Annotated in this window: 23 protein-coding genes; 11 read left to right on the top strand and 12 right to left on the bottom strand. The window is 59.1% G+C overall.

The window, feature by feature from the left end; all coding sequences use genetic code 11:
- Window positions 1–553: RnfABCDGE type electron transport complex subunit D (locus ABJP42_RS18595; RefSeq protein ID WP_348343073.1), on the bottom strand; the 553-nt coding region annotated here is incomplete at its 3' end.
- 4 nt (window positions 554–557) lie between these two features.
- Window positions 558–1,895 carry a Na(+)-translocating NADH-quinone reductase subunit A gene (locus ABJP42_RS18590; RefSeq protein WP_348343071.1) on the bottom strand — a complete coding sequence of 446 codons (1,338 nt, stop codon included), beginning with the start codon at window positions 1,893–1,895 and terminating at the stop codon, window positions 558–560.
- A 198-nt stretch (window positions 1,896–2,093) separates the two neighbouring features.
- Here ABJP42_RS18590 and ABJP42_RS18585 point away from each other — a divergent pair, with 198 nt between their 5' ends.
- Window positions 2,094–3,119 (top strand): FAD:protein FMN transferase, encoded by a 1,026-nt coding sequence (locus ABJP42_RS18585; RefSeq protein ID WP_348343069.1) that lies wholly within the window; start codon window positions 2,094–2,096, stop codon window positions 3,117–3,119.
- A gap of 12 nt (window positions 3,120–3,131) precedes the next feature.
- Complete coding sequence (nqrM, locus tag ABJP42_RS18580; RefSeq protein ID WP_348343067.1) at window positions 3,132–3,380, top strand: (Na+)-NQR maturation NqrM; 249 nt, start codon at window positions 3,132–3,134, stop codon at window positions 3,378–3,380.
- Window positions 3,381–3,441: 61 nt separating this feature from the next.
- Here the strand turns inward: nqrM and ABJP42_RS18575 are convergent, their stop codons facing one another.
- Window positions 3,442–3,630 (bottom strand): hypothetical protein, encoded by a 189-nt coding sequence (locus tag ABJP42_RS18575; protein WP_348343065.1) that lies wholly within the window; start codon window positions 3,628–3,630, stop codon window positions 3,442–3,444.
- Between the two features lie 97 nt (window positions 3,631–3,727).
- Between ABJP42_RS18575 and ABJP42_RS18570 the strand changes: the two genes are divergently transcribed.
- Window positions 3,728–4,246 carry a CBS domain-containing protein gene (locus tag ABJP42_RS18570; RefSeq protein ID WP_348343063.1) on the top strand — a complete coding sequence of 173 codons (519 nt, stop codon included), beginning with the start codon at window positions 3,728–3,730 and terminating at the stop codon, window positions 4,244–4,246.
- Window positions 4,247–4,321: 75 nt separating this feature from the next.
- On the opposite strand, the gene ABJP42_RS18565 is transcribed toward ABJP42_RS18570, so the two are convergent.
- The 5 genes from ABJP42_RS18565 to ABJP42_RS18545 form a co-directional block, all read right to left on the bottom strand.
- Window positions 4,322–5,116 carry an IclR family transcriptional regulator gene (locus ABJP42_RS18565; protein ID WP_348343061.1) on the bottom strand — a complete coding sequence of 265 codons (795 nt, stop codon included), beginning with the start codon at window positions 5,114–5,116 and terminating at the stop codon, window positions 4,322–4,324.
- A 67-nt stretch (window positions 5,117–5,183) separates the two neighbouring features.
- Window positions 5,184–6,524, bottom strand: a complete 1,341-nt coding sequence (locus ABJP42_RS18560) for a TRAP transporter large permease (protein ID WP_348343059.1) — start codon at window positions 6,522–6,524, stop codon at window positions 5,184–5,186.
- Between the two features lie 42 nt (window positions 6,525–6,566).
- Window positions 6,567–7,064, bottom strand: coding sequence for a TRAP transporter small permease (locus ABJP42_RS18555; protein WP_348343057.1), 498 nt, complete (start codon window positions 7,062–7,064; stop codon window positions 6,567–6,569).
- Between the two features lie 84 nt (window positions 7,065–7,148).
- Window positions 7,149–8,213 carry a C4-dicarboxylate TRAP transporter substrate-binding protein gene (locus tag ABJP42_RS18550; protein ID WP_348343055.1) on the bottom strand — a complete coding sequence of 355 codons (1,065 nt, stop codon included), beginning with the start codon at window positions 8,211–8,213 and terminating at the stop codon, window positions 7,149–7,151.
- 78 nt (window positions 8,214–8,291) lie between these two features.
- Window positions 8,292–9,818 (bottom strand): class I adenylate-forming enzyme family protein, encoded by a 1,527-nt coding sequence (locus ABJP42_RS18545; RefSeq protein ID WP_348343053.1) that lies wholly within the window; start codon window positions 9,816–9,818, stop codon window positions 8,292–8,294.
- Window positions 9,819–10,199: 381 nt separating this feature from the next.
- Here ABJP42_RS18545 and ABJP42_RS18540 point away from each other — a divergent pair, with 381 nt between their 5' ends.
- From ABJP42_RS18540 to ABJP42_RS18530, 3 genes are all read left to right on the top strand, one after another.
- Window positions 10,200–11,285, top strand: a complete 1,086-nt coding sequence (locus tag ABJP42_RS18540) for a TRAP transporter substrate-binding protein (RefSeq protein WP_348343051.1) — start codon at window positions 10,200–10,202, stop codon at window positions 11,283–11,285.
- A gap of 69 nt (window positions 11,286–11,354) precedes the next feature.
- A complete protein-coding gene (locus ABJP42_RS18535) occupies window positions 11,355–11,858 on the top strand; it encodes a TRAP transporter small permease subunit (RefSeq protein ID WP_348343049.1) in 504 nt (167 codons plus the stop codon).
- On the top strand, window positions 11,851–13,401 hold the full coding sequence (locus ABJP42_RS18530; RefSeq protein ID WP_348343047.1) for a TRAP transporter large permease: 1,551 nt from the start codon (window positions 11,851–11,853) through the stop codon (window positions 13,399–13,401). Before ABJP42_RS18535 ends, ABJP42_RS18530 begins: the two co-directional genes overlap by 8 nt.
- Here ABJP42_RS18530 and ABJP42_RS18525 read toward each other — a convergent pair.
- Together ABJP42_RS18525 and ABJP42_RS18520 are read right to left on the bottom strand one after the other, a co-directional pair.
- Window positions 13,398–13,793, bottom strand: coding sequence for a type II toxin-antitoxin system death-on-curing family toxin (locus tag ABJP42_RS18525; RefSeq protein ID WP_348343045.1), 396 nt, complete (start codon window positions 13,791–13,793; stop codon window positions 13,398–13,400). The two genes, ABJP42_RS18530 and ABJP42_RS18525, sit on opposite strands and share 4 nt — an antisense overlap.
- Window positions 13,794–14,084: 291 nt before the next feature.
- A complete protein-coding gene (locus ABJP42_RS18520; RefSeq protein ID WP_348343043.1) occupies window positions 14,085–15,257 on the bottom strand; it encodes a lytic murein transglycosylase in 1,173 nt (390 codons plus the stop codon).
- Window positions 15,258–15,456: 199 nt separating this feature from the next.
- Between ABJP42_RS18520 and ABJP42_RS18515 the strand changes: the two genes are divergently transcribed.
- The 5 genes from ABJP42_RS18515 (at window position 15,457) to ABJP42_RS18495 (ending at window position 21,196) form a co-directional block, all read left to right on the top strand.
- On the top strand, window positions 15,457–17,034 hold the full coding sequence (locus ABJP42_RS18515) for a DUF4153 domain-containing protein (protein ID WP_348343041.1): 1,578 nt from the start codon (window positions 15,457–15,459) through the stop codon (window positions 17,032–17,034).
- Between the two features lie 25 nt (window positions 17,035–17,059).
- The gene (locus ABJP42_RS18510; protein WP_348343039.1) at window positions 17,060–17,734 is read left to right on the top strand and encodes a response regulator transcription factor; all 675 of its coding nucleotides are present in this window, start codon (window positions 17,060–17,062) and stop codon (window positions 17,732–17,734) included.
- Complete coding sequence (locus ABJP42_RS18505) at window positions 17,734–18,729, top strand: sensor histidine kinase (protein ID WP_348343037.1); 996 nt, start codon at window positions 17,734–17,736, stop codon at window positions 18,727–18,729. The genes ABJP42_RS18510 and ABJP42_RS18505 overlap by 1 nt, the downstream gene beginning before the upstream one ends.
- Before the next feature lie 97 nt (window positions 18,730–18,826).
- Window positions 18,827–20,068, top strand: coding sequence for a lytic murein transglycosylase (locus ABJP42_RS18500; protein ID WP_348343035.1), 1,242 nt, complete (start codon window positions 18,827–18,829; stop codon window positions 20,066–20,068).
- Between the two features lie 114 nt (window positions 20,069–20,182).
- Window positions 20,183–21,196 (top strand): NAD-dependent epimerase/dehydratase family protein, encoded by a 1,014-nt coding sequence (locus ABJP42_RS18495; RefSeq protein ID WP_348343033.1) that lies wholly within the window; start codon window positions 20,183–20,185, stop codon window positions 21,194–21,196.
- A gap of 29 nt (window positions 21,197–21,225) precedes the next feature.
- Here ABJP42_RS18495 and ABJP42_RS18490 read toward each other — a convergent pair whose 3' ends face one another.
- Window positions 21,226–22,293: a ParB/RepB/Spo0J family partition protein gene (locus ABJP42_RS18490; RefSeq protein ID WP_348343031.1), complete on the bottom strand. Its 1,068-nt coding sequence runs from the start codon at window positions 22,291–22,293 to the stop codon at window positions 21,226–21,228.
- The gene (locus ABJP42_RS18485) at window positions 22,286–23,689 is read right to left on the bottom strand and encodes an AAA family ATPase (RefSeq protein WP_490363237.1); all 1,404 of its coding nucleotides are present in this window, start codon (window positions 23,687–23,689) and stop codon (window positions 22,286–22,288) included. The genes ABJP42_RS18490 and ABJP42_RS18485 overlap by 8 nt, the downstream gene beginning before the upstream one ends.
- Between the last annotated feature and the right edge of the window lie 568 nt (window positions 23,690–24,257).

Raw genomic sequence — 24,257 nt, 5'->3', positions numbered from 1 at the left:
CAAAGACTTCTTTGCCGATGACCACGCCAAAGGCGATGCCCAGGCCAACCTGCCACAGCGGAATACTCACTGGCACGATCAGCGCATAAAGCATCGAAGTCACCAGGAAGCCTTCGTTGACCTCATGGCCGCGCACGGTGGCAAAGATCACCTCAAAGATGCCGCCAACCACCAGGGTAGTGATATAGATCGGCAGGAAATACAAAAGCCCATGCAGCATATTGCCCAGCGGGCTTTCCGGGTTGAAGCCAATGCCAAGCGCCTCGATCACCGCGGCGCGCCAGCCGGAGGCACCGTAGTGGCCAATGGCAGTGTTGACCTGAAGCCCGGTGTTATAGAGGCCAAACAGGATACAGGGGATCGTTGCGATGACCACATAGGTCATGATCCGCTTCATATCCACATAGGACCGCGCATGAGGCGCAGCCGTTGTGACCGTCTTTGGTGTGTAGATAAAGCTCTCTACCATCTCATAGATGGGGAAGAGCTTCTCCCACTTGCCGCCCTTGGTAAAGTTCGGCTCGATGCGGTCAAAAAAGTTACGGAGACCCAAGAGACTATCCCTCCTTTTCGATCTTCGTCAGACTGTCGCGCAGCGCTAGTCCGTATTCGTATTTTGCCGGGCAGGCAAAGCCGACCAGCCCGAGATCTTCTTCGTCCAGTTCCAGCGCGCCTAGCGCCTGGGCCTGATCGGTATCCATCACCAACAGGGCGCGCAAAAGCTGCGTTGGCAAAAAGTCCTGCGGCATCAGCTCTTCAAAGGTGCCGGTGGGCACCATGGCACGACGGCCACCATTGAGGTTCGAGGTCAGCGCATAGAGCTTTTTGGAAAACAGCGAGCCCAGCACCGGCTGAACCGCATATTTGCTTGCCATCGGCCGGATCCAGCCCAGCGGGATCTGTTTCTTGTCTTCTTCGATCACGGTGATCTGGCGGGCATAGCGGCCAAGATAGGCGTCCGGACCTTCGCCCGCGCGACCCGACAGGATCGAGCCAGAGATCATCCGCACAGAATTTGCCGCTGTCAGCTCATCCGCCAGCAGCTCTGTCATCGAAGCCCCCACCAGGGTCCGCACCAGACGCGGCTTGGCAACCAGGGGTCCTGTCAGGGCAACAACACGCTCCGCATCCAGCTTGCCGGTGGCCAGCAGGCGGCCAATGGCGATCACATCCTGATAGCCAATGCTCCAGACGGTTTTGGTTGCGGTGGGCGGCTCGATGAAATGCATATGAGTGCCAGCAAGCCCAGCCGGGTGCGGCCCGTCAAAGCCAACGACCTCAACCCCGTCGACACTGGCAAGCGCGGTACCGCCAGACTGACACAGGTAGGTCTCGCCTTCGCTCAGGGTCGCGATGGCCTTGAGACCTGCTGCAAAATCATCCGCTGCGGCGTTGATGATCAGGCTGGCATCAGCAGAAAGCGGTTCGGAGTCCATAGCTGTCACATAGATCGCAGCAGGGCGCGTATCCGAGGCGGGCACTTTGGAATAGGGCCGGCTGCGGAAGGACGTCCACAGACCAGCGGCGCACAAACGCTCTGCCAGGCCTGTCGCAGTCGCAGCATCACCGGTGCCGGAGAAATCAATGGGCTCTGCCGCTGCAGCGTCCACTTCGATTTCAACACTGATCAGAACCCGGCGGGCGCCACGGTTGATCGCTTTGACGCGACCCGAAACCGGCGCAACCACCTGAACATCAGACGTGTCCTTATTGGCAAAAATCGGGGCACCGGCGGCAACGATATCGCCCTCCTGCACCGCGAGACGGGGTTTCAGACCCAGGTAATCGCTGCCCAGCAAGGCAACGGTCCTGACTGCGGGACCATCGTGAATTTCCTGCGTGGGCGCGCCCACCACCGGAAGTTCAAGTCCTTTTCGTAGCTTGTAATGCCGCAACTCTATCTCTTCTTCTTTTGCTGTCGGTCAGAACCAACATGTCTTGGCCAGTGTTCGGATTCGGCCTGCAAATAGTCTGATCTGGACCAAGTTCCCACCGGGAAAATGAAAAAGCTTCTGATCGTGTCTTTCCCAGCCTTGATTGACAGGGCCGCGAATAGCGTACAATAGAAGGGCGTTTCAAGGGTAGGTGGATAAATGGCTCGGTTCTTTCTTGTTGCATTCGCGTTTCTTCTGGCAGCCTGCAAATCGGATCCCGTCACGCTGACCTTCAGCGGCGAGACCATGGGCACGACATATAACATCGTGGCGATCGACAAAACCGCAGATCTGTCACCGGATGAGCTGCAAGCGGCAGTGACTGCCGAATTGGCCAAAGTGAACAGCCAGATGTCGAACTGGGATCCCACCTCAGAGATCTCTCAGTTCAACAAATCACCCTCCACTGATCCGGTTGAAATCTCGCCAGAATTGGCCAGCGTCATGGCAGCAGCAGATGAGATCCACGCCAAAAGCGAAGGTCTGTTTGATGTCACCCTGGGCCCGCTGATCGAAATCTGGGGATTCGGTGCCCGCACCGCCGAAAGCCCGGTGCCCGCAGATGCAGCGATCAGTGCCGCATTGGAGATGGTGGGCCAGGCCAAGATCCTGACGCTCAGCGCGGATCCCCGCACCCTGAAGAAAGACCTGCCCGAGACCTCGGTCTATCTCGCCGCCATCGCCAAGGGATACGGGGTGGATCAAGTTGCCACAGTGCTCGCCGAGGCCGGGATCAGCGATTACATGGTGGAAATCGGTGGCGATCTGGTCACCGCAGGCCTCAACCCCAATGGCGAAGCCTGGCGCATCGGCATCGAGCGGCCAGATGCAGCCAGCCAGACAATTGAGGAAATTGTCGATGTCTCTGGCCTCGGCATGGCGACCTCCGGCGACTATCGCAATTATTTTGAACAGGATGGCATCCGCTATTCCCATATCATCGACGGAACCACCGGCCGCCCGATCACCCATGGTACCGCCTCGGTCACCGTGCTGGCGGCGGATGCGATGATGGCCGATGGCTGGGCCACCGCCCTCTTGGCATTGGGTCAGGAGCGTGGGCTCAAGATCGCCGAAGCCGAAGGGCTCGCGGTTTTGTTCATTGCACGCCAGCCCGATTCCGGCGAGACAGGCTTTGAAACCACCGTCAGCACGCAGTTTGCCAAACTGCAAGCCAAGCAATAGAGGCAGATCTCCATGGCCACTTTCCTTCTTACCTTTGGTCTTTTGGCTCTTGTGATGCTGGGCATGTCGCTGGGTGTGTTGTTGATGGGCAAGACCATCAAAGGCAGCTGCGGTGGGCTCAACGCCATTTCCGGTGCCGACAAATGTGTGGTCTGCAGCAAGGATATCGATCCCGACAGCCCGCTGCGCGACAAACTGCAGTGCAAACGCGCCCGCAAGATGGTCGAGCAAATGGAAGCCGAAATGCGCGCCGAGAGCTAAGCTCGGCTCAGGTTACAATGATGGAAGATGTCGGCGGCCCAATGGGTCGCCTTTTTCTTTGTCAGGTCGTCTGCATCGGCACAAAGGCCAGCGTCAGCAGAGCCGCAGCCGCGATCAGACCAAACAGCCAGAGCTGCCAACGCGGCCCCTCTGCCTTCCAGACCCGACGATAGCGATTGCCTGCCAGCACCGCTGCAAAAATCAAAAGCGTGGCAATAAGCGGCGTCAGAGTGATCTGCGAAGCAAGCAAGGTATTCCCCCAAAGGCGTTTTGTCGTCTAAGCTTGGATGGCACAGCATGGGCCCATTGTACAACCGGGCCCGCCAACAGCAGGGAGCATTTCAACAATGCCAAGTTCTTATCAGGCCCCAAGCCGCGGCGATCAGGCAAAAAAGACCACCAGCCAGTCCGCCCAAAGCAATATCTCACACGAGACGGCGACAGTTGAGCAGCTGATCAGCAAAAAGGGTGGCACCACCTTTACCATCTCCTCCAGCGACACATTGAGCACCGCCGTCACCGTGTTGCGCGACCGCCGCATTGGTGCCCTGCTAGTTACCGGTGCGGATGGCGCGCTCGAAGGCATCCTGTCAGAGCGCGATATCGTGCGTAAACTGGCGGAAACACCGGGGCAGACCCTGCCACAAAGCGTCGGCGAAAACATGACAGCCAAGGTGGAAACCTGCGCCCCTGGCGATGCGCTGGTCACCGTGCTGCGTCGCATGAACGAAGGCAAGTTCCGCCATATGCCGGTCGTTGACCAGGGCAAGCTTTGCGGCATGCTGACCATTGGTGATGTGGTGAGCTACCGCCTGAATGAGCTGGAATATGAGGCCCTGCAGCTAAAGCAGATGATCGTCGGCTAATCGCCCCAGCCCTTTCGCCCCTGACTTTACACTATGTGGCGGGAGGGCCTCACCGCTCGGGTTCAATGGTCCGGATCAGTCTTCGGACAGAATCGGGAAACGGCGGCCGGTGATATGCAGCAGCTCCTGCACCGCCGTTACCAATGCGGGGCCGACGCTGGTGGTGATCAGCTCATCTGTCAGATCAACGGTGCGTGCGCCGCTGAGGAAGGTCACCGGCTCGCCAAACTCGGACGGGCGGTAGGGAGCGGCGATGGCATTGATGGTGGCGTTGAACCGCTGCTCGCCGCGCACAAAGGCATAGCCGTCCCCCAACAGTCCAGACTGCGCCTGGTCCCGGGCCTCTGCAAATTCCGCCTGCTCTTCTTTCGCCATGCCTGCGGTCAGCTTTGTCAGCTCGCTGCGGCTCAAAGCCCCAAGAAAGGCCGCGCCAGTGGAGGATTGCAGCATCGGCATCCGGTAGCCAACATTGAGCCAGGTGGTGGTGGAGTTGCGCGGCCGCCAGGTTTTGACGATCAACATCTTGCCATCATCCTGAATGGCCACCCCCGTCAGAGTCTTGGTGGCATCCGCCAGTTTCTGCATGATCGGCCCGGCAGTTTCCACAAACCCAAAGGAAGCGCCTGCAATATTGCCAAGCGCCAACGCCGCCGGCCCCAGCCGGTATTTATCGTGGTGATGGCCATGGGTCAGATACCCCAGCGCGCAAAGCGTGAAGGTCAGCCGCGACACGGTAGAGCGCGGCAGGCCAGTGCGTTCAGAAATCTCAAGGTTTCCAAGGCCGTCGTCATTGGGCCCAAAGGCCCTCAGTACATGGAGACCGCGTGCCAGCGTATTGGCAAACCGCTTATCATCTTTCATCTCTGACATCGTCTCTCGTCCCAGCCCTGGTTAGAAATTCCAACCTATAGAATTCCCATCCAATGAAAAACCCCGTTCATCTCGCCGTCATCGACAGCAAGAGCGAAATCGAAGGAAAGCCCACAATCAGCGCCAGCACCACCACATCGACACAAAGAAAGCGCCAGATCCCGGCAAAGACCGTGCCGATGGGGGCGGCCTTGCCCACCACATTGGAAAGCACAAAGACATTCAGACCCACCGGCGGGGTGATCAGGCCGATCTCCAGCAGTTTCACCACCACAACGCCAAACCAGATCAGGTTCATGCCATAGGATTCCACCAGGGGAACCACCAGCGGCAGGGTCAGCACCATGATGCCAATGGGATCAAGGAACATGCCAAGCATCAGGTAGACACCACAGATGCAAATGAGCAGCACCGTGGGCGACAGCTGCGCATCGGCCACCGATTGCACCAATGCAGGCGCCATGCCAGTGAGGGCAATCGCCGCCACAAAGATCTTAGCGCCAGCGGCCACCACAAAAATGGCCGAGGTCTGCACGCAGGTCTCGCGCACGGCTTCCCACAGCCCCTGCAGCGTCAGGCGTTTCTGGCCAAAGCCAATCAAGGTTGTGATCACCACGCTGACAGCCGCTGCCGCAGTGGCGGTGAAAAACCCGCCATAGATGCCCACCACGATGATCACAAAGATCAGCAGTGCCGGCCAGGCCTCACGAATGGCCGCCATCTTCTCGGCAAAGCTTGCTGCCGCCCCCTGTTCGGGCACCAGTTTGGGATTGACCCGGATCCAGACCCAGATCACCAGCACAAACCCTGCCAGCGTCAGCAGGCCCGGCAGCACGCCCGCCAGGAACAGCTTGCTCACTGAGGTCTCGGTAAAGATCGCATAGATGATGAAGAGGATGCTGGGCGGGATCAGCGATCCCAGGGTGCCGCCTGCCGCTACGCTGGCGGTCGCCAGTCGCGGATCATAGCCCAGCCGCAGCATCTCTGGCGTGCAGATCTTACCCATAGTCGAAGCACAGGCGAGGCTCGAACCGGTGATGGCGGAAAAGCCGCCGCAGCCCATGACCGAAGCCACTGCAAGCCCACCGCGTTGCCTTACCAGCCAGACCTTGGCTGAGTTGTAAACCGCCGTGGTGATCCCGGCGCGATAGGCAATATTGCCAAGCGCCACAAACAGCGGGATCATCGACAGATCAAAACTGTGCACCAGATCAAAGGAGTTTGAGAACACCAGCGAGGTGGTCGCCCGGATGGCGCGCTCGGGCATGAAGGTGCCAGTCCTGAAGGCAAAAATGGTAAAGGCCGCCAGTGTTGCCACGCCAATCAGCGCAAAGGCAATCGGCACCCGCATTGCCAAAAGTACCAGCATCAGCCCAAAGGCCAAAAGTCCAATCGTTGCCGGATCCATGAAGTCTCTTCCCGAAATTGAAGTGCATTCCGCCCTAGGGGCTTAGTGTTCTGCGGTCTCTAGGGTGCCGCCGCGCCAAACCGTGCGGATATCGCCACAGGCCATCACCACCAGCCGCAGCCAGCACAGCGAAATACCAATGACAAAGGCCAGCCTTCCGGGCCATTGCGGCAGGTTGAGATCACCGTAGAAAGCGCTGCCGGTATTGATCTGATGCATCAGCTCCTTGCCGCCCGAATAGATCAGCGGCGTCAGGGCAAAGATGCCAAACAGGGTGCCAAAGATCACAAAGCGATCCACCAGACGCGGCGGCAGCATATTGGTGAGAAACTCAACCGAGATATGCGCCCGCTGGGTGGTGGCCGCCGCCAGGGGCATGATGATCGCCAGCACCATCAACTCGCGCACGATGATCACAGCATCCGGCACCGAGGCTTTGAACAGGTTGAGCGCCACCACATCGGCAAAGATCATCAAGGCCAATAGGATAATCGCAGCCGTCGCCACGTCGATAAATAGTTTTTCAATACGGTCCAGCATAGCGCCCCTCCCTGCAAGCTGTTGGGTTTGGTCACAGCGGGGCAGATCCTCCCCTGCCCCGCTGCGGCTGATCAATGGCGCAGTTTAGTTGCGCTCCCAGGGGTAGCCCTTGGCCTCAAACTCAGCGGTGTAATCTGCAACCGCCTGGGTATAGACCTCGATCATGTGATCGGGGTTGAGACCAACGCTGGCGGCGTTTTCTTTCCAATCCGCCAGGAAAGGCTCAGTAGCTGCGTTCAGCGCCGCGCGCTCCTCAGCCGAGACCTCCAGCACCTTGACCGGACGGTCATAGGCATCGGCCCGCATGGCCTCCAGCGCCTTGGCATTGGCGCCAATGACGATCTGGGCAAATTTATCCGCCAGCTCGGTGCCCGCCTGGGTCAGCACGGCCTTTTGCTCCTCGCTCAGCGCGTCATAGCTCTGCTTGTTCATGAACATGCCATAGCCGCCGATCTGACCCCAGTTCAGCAGGGTATAACTGTCGATGACCTCATGCCATTTCAACGCCGGGATGATGTAGGAATACCCTTGGGTGCAATCGATCAGCCCGGTGTCCAGCCCCTGATAGGCCTCATAAACGCTGAGGTTCACCATGGTGGCGCCCAATTCGCCAAAAACCTTGCCGTAGACGCCAGCGCCGCGCACCTTCATGCCGGCAATATCCTTGATCGAATTGATCTCGGCGCCCTTGCAGGCCACGTTCACATCCGAGGCGGTAAAGGTCCCGATATAGACCAGGTTCTGCCGCGCCAGATTCTCGGTGATCTCTGGCACTGTGCGCATCAGATGGTCGGTGGCGCGCAGGCCCACCCAGGGGTTGGGGCCGCCCAGCGGCAGATCCGCCAGGGAATAGGCCGCCATTTCCTTTTGGAAATAGGCCGAGATGATCGAGCCCGCATCGGCAACCCCATCGCCAATCGACTGCACCGAGGCCGAGGCCTTGAACAGGGCGCCGCCCCATTGCACGTCCAGCTTCAGATCGCCCTCTGACAGCTCACCAATGCGGCCATCAAACCATTTCAGTGCCGCCGGAACCGTGCCCCGCGCCGGGCCGCTGTGGCCGTAAAAGATGGTGGTCTGGGCTGCGGCCATGGTGCCAAAGGACAGCGCAACGGCTGCCGCACCCAATGCGGTTTTTACAAAACTCATGGTCAATATCTCCTCCCCGAGATGACTGTCCCAACTGGCTAGCATACAGAATCGCATTCCGTATAGTAGAATTTACACCTATCCAGTGGTTTCAGCCATCAACTCATCAGCAAAGGTGCTAATAAGCTTGGCTTTGAGAATTTTACCCGTTGGTGCCGCAGGCAGATCCTTGGCGATGATGATCCGGGTCGGGCGTTTGTAGGGCGCCAGCTTGTCCTTCACAAAAGCTGAGAGCTCTGCTTCGGTCAGGCTGCATTTGGCTGGCACTTTGACAAAGGCCAGCACCTCTTCGTTGCCCGCTGCCGGACGGCCTACGACGCCTGCCATGATGACCTCGGGGTGATCGGTGAGCGCGGCTTCTACTTCTACCGGGTAGACATTGAAACCGGATCGGATGATCAACTCTTTGGAGCGGCCCGCGATATGCAGGCGTTTGTCGGCGTCAAACCGGCCCAGATCCCCGGTGCGGAAATAGCCGTCCTCTGTCAGCACCTTGGCGGTTTGCTCAGGATCGCGGAAATAGCCCTTCATGATCTGCGGACCACCCACCAGAATCTCACCAATGCCCTCGGCAGGCGTCGCCCCCTCGGCGTCAAAATCGAGCCGGAACAGGCTGCGCTCCATCGGATAGCCCACGCTGACATCGGGGTCGCCCAGCGGGCTGGAAGTAGCGCAGACCCCGGCCGCGCCTTCGGTCAGCCCATAGCCGTTTTGCAACGGCAAACCATAAAAGGCTTCGGCCTCGCGTTTCCACACCGGATCCAGCGGCGCACCACCCGAGGAGACAAAGCGCAGCAGCCCGGCATCATAGCGCGGTTTGTCCTGCGCCTTGGCGTAGTGGAACAGATGCGCATGCATCTGTGGCACCGCAGGCAGCAGAGTCACATCACTTTGCAAGGCACTATACAGCCGCTCCACCGAGAACCGCGCCTCCAGCCGCATTGCGCCTTGGGCCTTGCAGATCGCCAGAAAAGTGACAAAGCCAAAGATATGCGACAGGGGCAGCGCCATGAATGTCATGTCGTCGTCCTGCATGCCACGCACCTTGGCCGAGGCCGAGGCCGCACAGAGCAGATTGTCATGGGTCAGCATCGCCGCCTTGGGCACGCCGGTGGTGCCCGAGGTATAAAGCAGCAGTGCCACCTGTTCGGCGCCGTCTTCAAAACTTGGTTCCGGCTGGCTGCCTTTGCGCTGGAACAGGCCAACGGTGCCATAACGGCCAATGGCAGGTTTGGCAGAAAACGCCTTGCCGTGAATCACCGCCGTGTCCGAGGCCTCGTTGCAGAATATCACAACACTGGGGTCACTATGGGTGATCAGCCGGTCCAGTTCCGCATGGGTAAGCCGCGCATTCAACGGTACAGAGATCGCATCCAGCTGACTTGTGGCAAAGATAAAGGCACAGACCGAGAGGCAGTTTTCAAACACCATAACCACGCGGTCACCGGGTTTGACCCCCTGCCCCTGCAGCACCTGCTTTGCCTCCGCCGTGGCAGTCGCCAGCTCGGACCAGGTGAATTTGCCATCAGCGTGGTCGATGATGGCCAGCGCATTGGGTTTTGCGGCGGCAACCGCGCTCAATGTGTCGTGAATTCGGGTCTGCACGCGGCGCCCCTCCCTATCTGTCGTGAAACTCCTGTGGCCTTCCCCCCCTCCACCTGGTGGAAAGCCCCTGCCGCCCCCTGATCCAGGCGGCGCCTTGCCAACGGGTATAGACTGGCAATCCGTCAATTTCAATATGTGGAATTCATGGGGCTATAGTGAAATTATTCCCAATGTTTTCCGTATGCTGCCTGCAAAATCCCTGAGGCTGAAAATTTGAGCACAGGCCCCAATGCCCTTGCTTTCAACGGCCAATCGCCACTGTGACTGCTTGTAGCGGGCACCAAAAGAGCGCAGCGTCACAGGCGAATTGACATTTTTTATGTCCAGACTTAAAAATTTCATGCGTATGCTTAATAAAAATCTTCAGGGACGGAGAGTGAAATGAAACGCAGAGACTTTATCAAAATTGGTGCCGCTGGTGCCGCCGCCAGCACATTGGCAGCCCCGGCCACGGCGCAGGGCATTCGCCAGTGGAACATGGTCACCGCCTGGCCCAAAAACCTGCCTGGCCCCGGCGTTGCCGCTCAGATGCTGGCAGATCGCATCACCACCCTGTCGGGCGGTCGTATCGAGGTAAAACTGCACGCCGCTGGTGAGCTGGTGCCCGGCCGCGGCGTTTTTGATGCCGTATCTGAAGGCACCGCCGAGCTCTATCACGCGGTGCCCGCCTATTGGGGCTCCAAATCTAAGGGCATCCTGCTATTTGGCTCGCAGCCCTTTGGCCTACGGGCGGACGAACAGTTTGGCTGGCTTTATCACGGCGGCGGCCAAGAGCTCTATGATGAGATCTACGGTCGTTTCAATCTCAAACCCTTCCTCTGTGGCAACTCTGGCCCCCAGTGGCAGGGCTGGTTCCGCGATGAAATCCACTCGCTGGATGATCTCAAGGGGCTGAAGTTCCGCACCACAGGTCTGGCCTCCGAGATGTGCTCCAAAATCGGCATGGCGGTACAGGCCATGGGGCCGCGCGACATGTTCCAGGCGCTGCAGACCGGCGCGCTGGACGCAGGCGAATTCATCGGCCCCTGGACCGATAGCGCCGTGGGCTTCTATCAGGTTGCGAAAAACTACTACTGGCCCGGCGTGGGTGAGCCCTCCTCGGCCGAGGAATGCGCGGTCAATGCCACCGCCTATGCGGAACTGCCGGATGATTTAAAACAGGCAGTCAGCTTTGCCTGCGAAAGCCTCTATAATCCGGTCTGGACCGAATATACCACCAAACACGCCCTGGCGCTGAAACAGATGGTGGATAACGAAGGTGTTCAGGTCAGAATGCTGCCCGAAGACGTGCTCACCGCCATGGCGGGCGCTGCGGATGAGGTGATGGCAGAACTGGCCGAGGACGAAGACGAACTGGTGCGCCGCATCACCGCAAGCTTCACCGCCTATCGCGACTCGGTTGGTTCATACATGAGCTATGCCGACAACGGCCAGATGAACGCCCGCGCCAAGGCGCTGGGTTACTAATAGCCACACTCTCCAATAGGCTACACCGGTGCGGGACCCCCGCGCCGGTTCTTTGAATTTGAGGCACAGATGCAGCGAATACTCTCGGTTTTGGACGGCATCAGCCGGACCACTGGCACTCTGGTGCGCTGGTTGGCGCTCGCCATGTTGCTGGCGCAGTTCGGGATTGTGATTGCCCGCTATGTCTTTGGCTATTCCTCCATCGCGGCCCAGGAATCTGTGCTCTATATGCATGCTACCCTGTTCATGCTCGGCGCCGGCTATACCCTGCTGATGGACGGCCATGTGCGGGTGGATATCTTCTACGACAAGCTGAGCGTCATCGGCAAAAACCGCATCGATCTGGCAGGCCATTTGTTCTTGCTGATGCCCGCCATGATCATGGTGCTCTATTGGTCCTGGCCTGCGGTTTCCAACTCCTGGAAAATCTTAGAAGGGCCGATTTCCGTTGGCGGCATCAAGGCCGTTTTCCTGCTGAAAACCCTGATCCCCGCCTTTGCCTGCCTTGTGCTGCTGCAATCGCTGTCCTGCGTGCTGCGCATCCTGTTCCAGAGCGAGACCCGTGATGGCTGAATACCTCGATATCCTGATGTTTGCCGCCCTGGTGCTGGCCATCCTCTCCGGTTTTCCGGTGGCCTTTTCCATCGCCGGCACCGCCATTGTCTTTGCCGTTCTGGGCTGGTCGCTCGGGGTGATGAACATCAACCTGCTGGGCGCCATGTCACAGCGGATCTTTGGGCTGCTGACCAATAATGTGCTGATTGCTATCCCGCTGTTTGTGTTGATGGGCGCCATCCTAGAGAAAAGCCGCATCGCTGAAGATATGCTCGACACCATGGGGCGGTCATTCGGCCAGCTGCGCGGCGGCTTGGGCATTTCGGTTATTCTAGTGGGCATGTTGCTGGCGGCCTCAACCGGGATTGTAGGCGCCACGGTGGTGGCCATGGGGATGATTGCCCTGCCCACCATGCTGCGGGCCGGCTATGACCCGCGCGTTGCCTCGGGACTGGTCTGTTCGGCGGGCACTTTGGGGCAGATCATTCCGCCCTCAACCCTGTTGATCATCCTCTCGGATGTGGTCTCCAACGCCTATCAGCAGGCGCAGTATGAACAGGGCAAGTTCACCATCGACACCATTTCTGTTGGCCAGATCTTTGCCTCTGCTCTCTTGCCGGGACTGACCCTGGTGGGACTCTATATCCTCTATGTTTTGATGCGGGGCTGGATTCGTCCCGAAGACATGCCCCCTGCTCCCGCAGATGTTCCGCGCCCGCCGCTTGCTGAGGTAGCTCAGGCCATTTTGCCCGCTATCCTGCTGATCCTCGCGGTGCTTGGCGCCATCCTCAGTGGCATTGCCTCTCCGACCGAGGCCGCCTCGGTGGGGGGTATCGGCGCCATTCTGATGGCCGCCGTCAAGGCCGGGGCCAACCGGCGGTTTATCCTGATTGGCGTGACCTGTCTCATTGTGCTGGCCATCGGTGCCGGGGTGTTTCCGGTGCGGTTGCAACGCAGTGATCTGGGGCTTGGCAGTTACATGCTGGGCGCAGGATATGTTGTGATGACGCTGATCGGCCTTGCCGCCATTGTCCTCGCCCTGCGCAGCATGATCGCGCAAAAGGTGCTGCAACCGGCGCTGAACTCCACCCTCACCATGACCGCGATGATCTTTGCCACTATCCTGGCGGCGGGGATTTTCTCGCTGGTTTTCATTGGGCTGGGCGGTGAGGAACGGGTGCAAGATCTGCTCTCAGCCATGCCAGGCGGAGCCACCGGGGCGCTGATCTTCTCGATGCTGTTTATCTTTGTGCTGGGGTTCTTCCTCGATTTTGTCGAGATCTCGGTGATCGTACTGCCGCTGGTGATGCCAACGCTGATCATCATGGGGCATGATCCGGTCTGGCTCTCGGTCTTGATCGCCATCAACCTGCAGACATCCTTTCTGACGCCGCCCTTTGGGTTCTCGCTATTCTACCTGCGCGGCGCTGCGCCAAAGGAGATCTCTACAGGCCAGATCTATGCCGGGGTCACCCCCTTCATCCTGATCCAGATTATCGCGGTGACTCTGATCTGGTTCCTGCCGGAAATCGCCACCTATTTGCCCAGCGTGATGTTCTAGGCCTCAACTGGCTGCATCCCAGCCGTAAGCCAAAGCGCAAAACCGCCTTCAGAGACATCGCTGGAGGCAAGATCTTCCATCCTCCGCACCCCGGTGACCGGATCGGGGCGGAACTGAAAGCCATTGAGCCGCAAAAAGGTCAGCGCAGTGACAAAACCGGCGCGTTTGTTGCCATCCACAAAGGCATGCGCCTTGGCAATTCCAAAGGCATAGGCGGCAGCGATTACAGCCAGTTCCGCGGCATCCTTATAGGCTGCAAGGCTCATTGCACGGGCGCATCCCATTTCCAAAAGGGCCGGATCACGCATACCGGGCGCGCCGCCATGGCGAGAAATCTGGCGGTCATGGATGGTCACCACAGCCGCAAGCGGCACCCAAATGCAGCTTTTCATGCCAGGGCCTGAAGCAGATCCCGATTTTCGTCCATGCCAATTTCAGCCGCCGCCAGCGCCTCGGCAACCGAGGGGTCATGCGCCATCAGTTTCAAGGAGCCATCGTCACCGCGAACAACAAACAGGGTATCGCCCTATTTGGCATCCAAAACGGCCAGCATTTCCGTCGTTAGTGTCAGAACCGAAGAGTTGCCGACCTTGCGGATTTTGGCTTCAATCATTGGACGTTTCGCTCGTGTATATACGAACATATATACACGAGCCGTCAAAATTTTCAACCAAACGCAGGACCTACTTTAATCCGCGCAGCAACTCCTGCGAGGGGGTGCCGGTGGCGGGCTGGCCGATGCTGGACTGATAGGCGCTTATGGCGGCCTGGCTTTTGGGGCCCAAAACCCCGTCAGCTCCACCGGTGTCGAACCCCTTGGCGGTCAGGCGCTTTTGCAGCTCGACCCGGTCATCCTTGGTCAACCCATTTGCATCCGGCGGGAATTTTCCGCGCAGGGGCGGCCCACCAGCAATGCGATCGGCCAGATGGCCAACACCAATGGCATAGGCATCCGAGTTGTTATAGCGCTTGATTGCCCGAAAATTGCCGGTGACCGCAAAACTCGGCCCCCCCGGCTGTGGCTGCAGCGCGCCAGCGGCAGCCGCACCGGTGACCTCGCGGCCCCAGCTTTGGCCACGGGTCCAACCATTGCGGGCCAGATAGGCAGCGGTAGAGGCAAGCGCATCGGTGGGATCTTCGGACCATATATCGCGCCGCCCATCGCCGGTGAAATCCACTGCAAAGGCCTGATATGAGGTTGGGATAAACTGGGTATGGCCCATGGCCCCGGCCCAGCTACCAGTCATCTTGCTGGCGGTGATATCGCCGTTTTGCAGGATCTTCAGCGCCGCGATCAGCTGTTTCTCAAAAAACGCCCCACGCCGCCCGTCATAGGCCAGGGTCGAAGTCGCCGAAACAACCGGCACATCGCCCCGTCGTTCGCCGTAAAAACTCTCCAGCCCCCAGATGGCGGTAATGATCGAGGCATCGACACCGTATTTGGCCTCCAATGCCAGCAGGGTGCGCTGATGCCGCTGATAGGCGGCGCGGCCCTTGGAAACCCGCTCATCAGAGACGGCAATCGACAGGTAATCTTCGAGTGTGCGTTTGAATTCAGTCTGGTTGCGGTCGCGTTTGATCACCCCCGGCAGGTAGCCGGCATTGCGAAACCCCGCCCGCAGGGTGGCCTCGGAGATGCCCTTGGCCTGAGCGCGGCTGTAAAACGCCTCCACCCAGGCGTCATAGCCGGAATTGGGGGTTGGGCGCAGATCGGCTGGCAGGCCCGGTTTGGCCGCAGGGCTGCCGGTTTGATTGGCCGAGGTGACATTGCCGCAGGCCACCAGCCCAAAGGCGGCAAAGCCAAAGCCAAAAGCCCGTCTCGAAAACCCAAATGTCGTCTCTCTGGAAATACTCATGAACACTGCTCGCTGTTTTTTCTTCACCCTAGCGCATCTCGCTCCGCTTGCAATCAATGCGCATGCCTGCTGGGCGTCTCCCCGCCGAAAGCCAGGGTACGATCTGCACAAGATCTGCACATCTTGTGCAAAAACCCTGCGCGAGGCCTGTGGCATCTCTGACCTCACCGCAACAAAAGCAACAGGCAGGGAGCAGAACATGACAGGTGATCAAACCGGGGGCTATATCGTGCGCGGCGTGCCCGCATCGCTGAAACAGGATAGCTGGTGGCTGGGGTGCGAAGGCGAACCAGAGGCCTCTTCTGCCGCCCCTACCAAAGGCCAAGTCTGGGCTGACCTAGTCCGCAAAGGCACCGGTGCCACCCTGGCGCTGGTGGTTCTGACCGCCCTGGCCGATTGGCTGTTCTGGAGCTATGCGCCGGGGATTTCGGCCGCCCTGTTCAGCTGGGCGCTATATGGCGCGGCTGTTTTGCTCAGATCGCCGGACATTCGCCAAATCAAACCAGCGCTGCTCTGTCTGCTGCTCTCCAGTCTGCCGGTGATCGAGCATTCTCAGGCTCTATCTTGGGGGTTTCAGTTCATTGGGCTGGTCACCGCCACCGCCTGGATTCATCTCCCGGCGCGGGTGCAACTCCCTGCCCTGGCAAGTACGGCCTTGGATTTGCTGCGGTCTGTGCCATTTTCGGGCTTGAAACACCTCCGGCGCAGCCTGTTTCCAGAGCTTGCCGCCAAACCGGAGGCCACCGAAGATCGTGCAGAAACACCCGCCTCTGCTCAACCCTCTGCACTGGCACAGTATTTTCGCAATTGGAGCTTTCCTATTGGCGGCGCATTGGTGCTGGTCACCCTGCTTCTGCAAGCCAATCCGCTGCTTGAAAAAGGCCTGCTGGATCTGTTGAGTTTTGACTACGACATCCGGCCGCTGCTGCACCGGCTGCTGTTCTGGAGCGGGGCTGCGCTGATGATCTGGCCCTTTCTGCAGCCCGTTAAACCAGCGTCAAAACCAAAAGCCGCAAAGCCCGCTCGCCAGACCTCTCGCAGCTACGGACTCAACGCCGGATCGGTGCTGCGGGCGCTGGTAATGTTCAACCTGATCCTCGCAGTCCAAAGCCTGATGGACCTGTCGATCCTGATGGGCGGCGCGGCGCTGCCCGAGGGCATGACGCTGGCCAATTACGCCCATCGCGGCGCCTATCCTCTGCTTGCCACTGCCATGCTGGCGGGCGGATTTGCCCTGGCTGCGCGGCCCTATCTGGAGAACCATGCCAGCCTGAAACCGCTGATGATGCTCTGGCTTGGCCAGAATGCCCTGCTAGGCCTCACCTCACTGCTGCGGCTTGATCTCTATGTCGCCAGCTTTGGCCTCACTTACATGCGGATCTACGCGATGATCTGGATTGGGCTGGTGGTTGTCGGCCTACTGCTGACCGCCTGGCAGATTCTGCGCGCGCGCTCCAACAGCTGGTTGCTGCTCTACTGCACCGGGCTGGGACTCGGAACGCTCTATATCTGTGCCTTTGTCAATTTTGCAGCCACAATTGCCACCCAAAACCTCTCCGGCAAGACGACTGTAGGGCCGGATTGGTATTATCTCTGCAATCTTGGCCCCACCGCCGCCCATGCATTGACCGCGGCCCGTGATGCAAACCCCGACCTGCATATCCCCCAAGGCTACGCCTCCTGCTGGGACATGCCCCTTCCCGTGGTCAACTGGCGCGAATGGGGCTTTCGCAACTGGCGGGTAAGTTCCTATGCTGGGGCAGGTTTTAACGATTAAGCAACATCCAGCGGGGCAGAGCGCGATGAAAATACTCCTGGTCGATGATGACCCCCGCCTGCGCGATCTGGTGCGCCTCGCGCTGGAACGCGCTGGCTGGCAGGTGGTGACCGCCGCCGATGGGCAGGAGGCCCTGCTGCATGCCAGCCGCGAAGTCCCGGATTTCATCGTGCTGGACATTGGCCTGCCAGAGTTGGACGGCTTTGAGGTCTGCCGCCGCATCCGCCAGCGCTCCGAGGTGCCGATCCTGTTTCTCACTGCCCGCGATGATGAGGTCGATTGCGTTTTGGGGCTGGAGCTGGGGGCAGATGACTATGTCACCAAACCCTTTAGCCCCCGCGCCCTGGTGGCCCGGATCAAGGCCATCACCAAGCGTAGCCAGCCCACTCAGAAACCCGCCGCACTAACCCATGGCACGCTGAGCCTGGACCCACAGGCGCATCGCTGCCAGATCGCCGGGCAGGAAGTGGCGCTGACCGCCCGCGAGCAGGGTATTCTGCATCTGCTGTTGCAAGACCCCGTCCGCATCCGCAGCCGGGCTGAGCTGATCGCGACGATTTGGGGAGCTTCCAGTCCGGTCTCGGACCGGACGCTGGACAGCCACCTGCGCAATCTGCGGGCCAAGCTGGAGCAAGCCGGGGGCGGTGATCTGATCGAGACTGTGCATGCGGTTGGCATCCGCCTCAGGACCTTGATCTGATGGCCAGGGGTCTGACTCGCAAATGGCGCCCCTCGCTGGCGCTGGTGCTGGGCGGTGGGCTGGCCGGGACCTTGGTCCTGTCGCTGATCGGTCTGGTTGCCCTGCGCTATCTGGGACCGGAGATCGGCTTTCGAAATTCCGCTACCCTATTGGGATCACTCATTCTTTTAGCCACCTCCTTCCTAAGCTGGCTCTTGGTGCGGCTTTTGCTGTCGCCCATTCGCGCCCTCAATGCCTATGCCGCCCAGACCCGCAGCACTCCCGGTGAGGGGATCGACCCACCGCATCACTCCGGCACCCATGAGCTGCACGAGATGGCGCAAAACGTCGTTGATATGGCCACCCATCTGCGCAACCGCGAAATGACCATTCGCAGTTTTACCGATCATGTCAGCCACGAAATCAAAACGCCGGTCTCGGCCATCCGTGCCGCAACAGAGCTGATCGAGGATGGCGGCGCCCTCACGCCAGAGGATCAGAAACTCCTTGCCCAGATCGACGGGGCGGCGCGCCAGATCGAAGACCAGCTCAGCGCCCTACGCGAGGTCGCTCGGGCGCGGGAGATGATCCATAAGGGCCAAAGCAGCCTAAGGGATGTCACCCCCTGGCTGCGGGCTGAGTTTACTGACCTGGAGCTGGCCCTGTCTGGCGAGGACCTGGCCCTGCCAGTTGGTGTTAGCGGGTTGCAGGTAATCCTGACCCAGCTGCTGAACAATGCCCGCGAACAGGGCGGCAGCCAAGTCACGCTTGTCACCCAGGATATAGCTTCAGGACTGGAACTTCGGGTGAGTGACAATGGCAAAGGCATCTCTCCCGGCAATGCGGCGCAGATTTTTGAGCCGTTTTTCACCACCAAACGGGCACAGGGCGGCAGCGGCATGGGGCTGACCATCCTGCGCAATATGCTCTCGGTGCACGGCGGCGAAATTCGTCTGGCTCCCAGCAAGGCTGGTGCCTGTTTTGTCATCTCCTTTGCGCAGGCAATGCCCCGCTGAAACCAGCCTACCCTGAGGCTACATCCGGGTGTCCTTTTTACCGAATGCCGTTAGTCTAACAGCTGCACACCCCATTTCGCACGCCGGAGCCTGCTCTATGTTCATTCGTTTTCTTACCTTGCTTGCCACCCTCGCGCTCCTGCCCCTGCCCGCAGCAGCGCTGGACCGCGCCAAGGTGGAGAGTCAGTTTCAGGACTGGCTACAGGAAGAAATCTGGCCCGAGGCCAAATCGACCGGGGTGCGCCGCAAGACCTTCAAGGCGGCCTTTACCGGCGTGACCCTGAATTGGGATTTGCCCGATCTGGTACCCCCCGGCAGCACTCCGCAGGTGCCAAGGCAACAGCGACAGGCCGAATTTGGCGTGCCGGCAAAATACTTCAGCCGCGGCGGAATTGATGGTGCCACCTCCATGGGTCGGCGTATGCTGCAGACCCATGCCAGCACCCTCGCCCGGGTTGAAGCAGAAACCGGTGTGCCGGGGCGCACTGTCATCGCCATCTGGGGCCGCGAAAGCGCCTATGGTCGCGCCAAAATCCCGCATAATGTCTTCCGCGTCCTCGGCACCAAGGCCTTTATGAGCACCCGCGCCGCGTATTTCCGGGCTGAACTGATTGCCGCGCTGCAAATCGCCCAGGCGGGCCATGTCAAAGCCGCGACGATGAAAAGCAGCTGGGCCGGCGCCCTGGGTCAGCCGCAGTTCATGCCCAGCAACTTCTTGAAATATGCCGCAGACGGCAATGGCGATGGGCGGGCCGATATCTGGGGATCCGAAGCCGATACCCTGATGTCGATCGGGCATTTCCTCGCGAAACATGGTTGGCAAAAGGGCCGCGACTGGGGTTTTGAGGTGAAGGTCCCGGCGGAGGTCTCTTGCAGCCTGGAAGGCCCGGATCGGGGCCGCAGCATTGCGGATTGGGAGGCGCTTGGCATCACCCGTGTCTCTGGCCGCCCCTTCCCTGATGCGGAACGTCAGGGAGAAGGCTTTTTGATGATGCCCGCCGGACGCTATGGGCCTGCCTTTATCGTGACGCCAAATTTCTACGTGCTGAAAGACTACAACAAGAGCGACCTTTACGCGCTGTTTGTCGGCCATGTGGGCGACCGCATCCAATATGGCGTCGGCGATTTTACTGCCTCCTGGCAAGGCCTGGACAAACTCTATCGTTCCGACGTAGCCGCCATGCAGCGCGGATTGGAAGCGCTGGGGCATGATGTTGGCGGGGCCGATGGGCTGGTGGGGTTCAAAACCCGCCGCTCCATAGGGCGCTGGCAGGAAGCCAATGGGAAAACGCCCCGGTGCTTTCCAGATAGTTCAATGAAATCATTGGCTTCAAAGTAGCGTGATCGAATGATCCAGCCCCCTCGCAGAAGCTTTCCCGCCGTGCTATAGCAGGCCAAAGCATCACAGAGGGCCGGTCATTTGGCCTCCCGAACGCAGGACTACAGACATCAGATGAAACGCGTTCTTGTTACCGGCACCGCCGGGTTCATCGGCTTTCACCTCGCCAAGCTACTGCTCGATGAGGGTTTTCTGGTCCATGGCTTTGACGGCATGACCGAATACTACGATGTCGCCCTGAAACGCCGCCGCCATGCGATGCTGCTGCAGCACCCGAATTTCTCAGTCACAGAAGCCCTGCTCGAGGACCAGCAGGCCTTTGACAGTATGGCAGACAGTTTTGCGCCCGAAGTGATTGTGCATCTCGCTGGGCAGGCAGGGGTGCGCTATAGCCTGGAGAACCCGCGTTCCTATCTGGAAACCAATGTTATGGGCACCTTCAACGTGATGGAGGCCGCCCGACGCCTAAAGGTGGAGCACCTGCTGATGGCCTCCTCCTCCTCAGTCTATGGCGGCAATGATCTGATGCCCTTTACTGAGACCGAGCGTACCGATGCGCCGCTGACCATCTATGCGGCGACCAAAAAGGCAAATGAGAGTATGGGCCATTCCTATGCCCATCTCTGGGACCTGCCGACCACCATGTTCCGGTTTTTCACCGTCTATGGTCCTTGGGGTCGCCCGGATCTGGCCTTTTACAAATTTGCCGATGCCATCCTGAGCGAGCGCCCAATCGACATCTACAATCACGGTGAGATGTACCGCGATTTCACCTATGTCGATGATCTGGTGCGTGGCATCCGCCTGCTCATTGACGTGGTGCCTGAACGCCCCGCGGGCAAGGAAGAGATCGAGGAAGGCGACAGCCTGTCACCGGTGGCCCCCTACCGGGTGGTCAATATCGGCAATTCGGAAAAGGTGCGCCTGCTGGACTTCATCGACGCCATTGAAACCAGCCTCGGCAAGAAGGCCATTCGCAACTACATGGATATGCAGATCGGCGACGTGCCCGCCACCTGGGCCGATGCAACCCTGCTAAAGAAGCTGACGGGCTACCAGCCACAGACCAATTTCCGCGACGGGATTGACCGCTTTGTGGTCTGGTTCCGGGACTACTATCAGAAATAGCAGCCCCGGTTGGGTTAGAGGCGAAGACCTCAGCCGATGTGACGGGTGATCATTTTCAGGATCTGTTCCGCCGTATCCGCATTGATCGCCCTGCCCTTCAGCTCAATCCGCAGCCCATCAGCCGAGACCTCAGCGCTCAGTGCGCCGCCCTTGGGCAGATCACGGCTAGGGATCCGGGTGATCTCTTGTGGGCGGCCACCCCGCGAGCTGTCCCGTGGCGCAGTGTTTGCTGCCTTTATGGCTTTCTGCAGAAACCCCCATTCCGATTTTGCATCCGGAGCCGTGGACTGAGCCAATGCATCTCGCAAAGCACCCTGGCCGCCATCTCGCAGCGCCGTTGCCAGCGCCAACCCGGCCTTCTCTGTCAGCCCCGTGGGGAATTGCAGCAGATCACCCAAGGCTTCATGCACCTTGGCAAAGCTGCGCACCTTGGAACGCTTAGCCTTGGAGGCCGCCCCAAAGAGCGCATCCACTGCTGCTTCCACCGATGGGAAAACCCTCTGATCCGCTGCCAGCACCGCAATGCGCCCGCGTTCATAATGGCTGAGATTAGCGCGCACTTCGTTTTCTTCAACCATAGAGACATAGGCCGCCTGACCTGCGTCAGCCTCGCGGACAAAGGCGGGGATCTGGGAAAAGCTGTCATCCTGCGCCGCCAGGGCGCGATAGGCCTGCAACCGGCGAAAGCCTGAGATCAGCCCATAGCCGTCTTTGGTCTTGGCGACCTCAATGGGCGCGCGCAGCCCGTTCTCTTGGATCGAGCCCTGCAGCTCTGCCATGGCCTCGGCATCTTCCACCAGACGGTCGCGGCGGATGAAATCCTGATCGATGTCAGCTATCGCCAGCATCTGCACCACTAACCCGTCCTGTTCGGCAGCGCGCCAGCGGGCCGCATCGCCCTGATCTCGCGCCAGCGCCACGCGATCAGTCACCCCCGTCATACTGTTGAGGCTGGCGGCCTCGGCGGCGACCTGGGCGATGGGCGGCACGGTGGATTTGGTCTCAAAAGGATTGGCCGAGGGTTTCGCGGCGAAACCTTCCTCCAGCTCTTGCAGCTCGCTGGCATCCGGGGCGATCAATCTTCTGCGTTTAGCCATTTTGCTCATCTCCCATATTTGCATCGCGCCACCAGCAGCCGATCAGCAGTTCCTTGAACTCAGCATAGGTCCGATCAAAGGTTTCGCGCCCCCGCACATAGGTGTCACGGTTGAAGTCCCGGTAATCAGCTTCGTAGATGCCGTTCACCTGCTCACCGGCCTGCCCCACCAGCGCGGTATAATCCTGCCGGTAGGCATTCATAAAATCGCCAAAATAGGCCTGGATCACATTGGCCATGTCGGTCTGTTGGCTGGCCTCAAACCGTGTGACGATGGCCCGTACTACATCCCATTCAAACTTGATTTCCGGTAACCCCGCCGCGCGCTGCGCTGCGTTCTCCCCGTCCTCAATGGAGGCAAAGGTGGTGTAGAGCATGTCAAAAAACCGCCCTGTAGAGTCGAATTCCAGGTATGACGCCCCCAGCGGCACCAGCAGGATATCAGCAGCCGCCAGCGCATTGATGGTCAGATAGCCAAGAGCTGGCGGGGTATCGAGGAAGATGACATCATATTGGTTGAGGATATCTTCATCCTCCAGAAAATTAGTCAGCCCGTCCCAAAGCGGCCAGCTCGGTAATCCCATGCGCCAGACCGGAATCTGAAACTCGGCCCAATAGAGGTTCAACTGCGCCCCGATGAGATCGATATTGGGCCAATGAGTTTTCTGGATAACATCCTGTGGCGTGGTCTTCAGCGCCTCTTGCAGCGTTTCATCCAGCGCGATTTCTGGCCGACCAGAAGCCAAACGCACCTCGTTTTCGGCTATTACCGATTTAGCGTAGTCCTTGGCCACCAGCGGGAAGACCGTCTGCCACTCATCAGCAACCTTGCCGCCCATGATCGAGGTCATCGAGCCCTGGCTGTCGAGGTCGATCACTAGCACCTTGTAACCGTCTAGAGCAGAGGACATTGCAAGGTGTGCTGCGGTCGAAGTTTTGCCCACACCTCCTTTAAAATTCGCCACAGATACAACCTTAGCACCCTTATTTTTAGGGCGATAAGGCACATACTCCTTTGTGCTCACCCCTTCGGCATCAAAGTGTTTTCGGAGTGTCAAAACCTCTTCGAGAGTAAACCATTTTGAGCCACCTTCGCCTTCTCCCTGAGGAAGATCTGGATTGGCTTTGAGGACGCGGCGAAGATGCGCTGGTGCCACTGGGATGAGGTATTTCGTAATTTCCCAGGTGGAAAATTTGCGCAACCGCTTCTGTCCATCGGGGGCATAGCCGCGCCGCGCTAGATCTTCGCGGCCTTTTGCACAAAAGGCGGCAGCCTTAGCAAAACGGGCGGTGCCAATTGGGTCGGGGAGTTTTTTCGCTGCAGCTTCCGGGTCAAGATTAAGGTAGGGCGGAAGGCCAGAAGAGGGAGGTTTGCTCATTTGGGTGCCTCGTGTCATGTTCGCCTTTTTGGCGTATGTAGGGAAAACTAGCGGACATCCTCGTATCAATCCAGCATTGTTGTGATGATTTGCGGAACCGTGGCAAATAGAACAGGTTTCGTCACGAAACCTCATGAATTTAGAAACTTAGCCACAATATACGTTTATTTCCTTTAAGGACTTTAGAATATTTGCGCAAATATTTCCGATACACGACAATGGGTTACCTAGAATTGGGGACCCATATCCAGTGCGAAAGGTACCTTTTTACAGGACCATTGGCACCTGTAAGCGGGATATAGGGTGCCCTGGATCAGGATTTGGGGCACCGATTCTCGGGATGGGTTTGCGCGGGTGATACAGGCTCTCCAATGGGGTGTTAGGCACTAAATTGACTCTTGGCTTGGCCTTGGGGTTCCGGCCTTGGTGGGGGCTGTACATGCCTGGCTGAGTCGCAGGCTGGGGCGAGGAGGACGTCGGGCCTCCGGAAATCTCCTGCAAATGGGTACCTTTGAGAATCTCTTTCAGGAACCTAAGCCCGATTGATCCGTGGGTACCTTATATGGCATGGTGTTGGAAAAATCGA

The sequence above is a fragment of the Pseudophaeobacter sp. genome, from assembly GCF_039971195.1.
GTDB lineage: Bacteria > Pseudomonadota > Alphaproteobacteria > Rhodobacterales > Rhodobacteraceae > Pseudophaeobacter.
Note: the sequence above shows the minus strand (reverse complement) of the source record. Positions and strands in the feature narration are given on the sequence as shown.

Coding starts and splice junctions, on each gene's coding strand:
- ABJP42_RS18500 (WP_348343035.1), top strand. CDS start 18,827: ATGTTCATTCGTTTTCTTACCTTGCTTGCCACCCTCGCGCTCCTGCCC.
- ABJP42_RS18520 (WP_348343043.1), bottom strand. CDS start 15,257: ATGAGTATTTCCAGAGAGACGACATTTGGGTTTTCGAGACGGGCTTTT.
- ABJP42_RS18540 (WP_348343051.1), top strand. CDS start 10,200: ATGAAACGCAGAGACTTTATCAAAATTGGTGCCGCTGGTGCCGCCGCC.
- ABJP42_RS18495 (WP_348343033.1), top strand. CDS start 20,183: ATGAAACGCGTTCTTGTTACCGGCACCGCCGGGTTCATCGGCTTTCAC.
- ABJP42_RS18550 (WP_348343055.1), bottom strand. CDS start 8,213: ATGAGTTTTGTAAAAACCGCATTGGGTGCGGCAGCCGTTGCGCTGTCC.
- ABJP42_RS18525 (WP_348343045.1), bottom strand. CDS start 13,793: ATGAAAAGCTGCATTTGGGTGCCGCTTGCGGCTGTGGTGACCATCCAT.
- ABJP42_RS18565 (WP_348343061.1), bottom strand. CDS start 5,116: ATGTCAGAGATGAAAGATGATAAGCGGTTTGCCAATACGCTGGCACGC.
- ABJP42_RS18585 (WP_348343069.1), top strand. CDS start 2,094: ATGGCTCGGTTCTTTCTTGTTGCATTCGCGTTTCTTCTGGCAGCCTGC.
- ABJP42_RS18570 (WP_348343063.1), top strand. CDS start 3,728: ATGCCAAGTTCTTATCAGGCCCCAAGCCGCGGCGATCAGGCAAAAAAG.
- ABJP42_RS18490 (WP_348343031.1), bottom strand. CDS start 22,293: ATGGCTAAACGCAGAAGATTGATCGCCCCGGATGCCAGCGAGCTGCAA.
- nqrM (WP_348343067.1), top strand. CDS start 3,132: ATGGCCACTTTCCTTCTTACCTTTGGTCTTTTGGCTCTTGTGATGCTG.
- ABJP42_RS18510 (WP_348343039.1), top strand. CDS start 17,060: ATGAAAATACTCCTGGTCGATGATGACCCCCGCCTGCGCGATCTGGTG.
- ABJP42_RS18505 (WP_348343037.1), top strand. CDS start 17,734: ATGGCCAGGGGTCTGACTCGCAAATGGCGCCCCTCGCTGGCGCTGGTG.
- ABJP42_RS18555 (WP_348343057.1), bottom strand. CDS start 7,064: ATGCTGGACCGTATTGAAAAACTATTTATCGACGTGGCGACGGCTGCG.
- ABJP42_RS18535 (WP_348343049.1), top strand. CDS start 11,355: ATGCAGCGAATACTCTCGGTTTTGGACGGCATCAGCCGGACCACTGGC.
- ABJP42_RS18485 (WP_490363237.1), bottom strand. CDS start 23,689: ATGACACGAGGCACCCAAATGAGCAAACCTCCCTCTTCTGGCCTTCCG.
- ABJP42_RS18530 (WP_348343047.1), top strand. CDS start 11,851: ATGGCTGAATACCTCGATATCCTGATGTTTGCCGCCCTGGTGCTGGCC.
- ABJP42_RS18560 (WP_348343059.1), bottom strand. CDS start 6,524: ATGGATCCGGCAACGATTGGACTTTTGGCCTTTGGGCTGATGCTGGTA.
- ABJP42_RS18515 (WP_348343041.1), top strand. CDS start 15,457: ATGACAGGTGATCAAACCGGGGGCTATATCGTGCGCGGCGTGCCCGCA.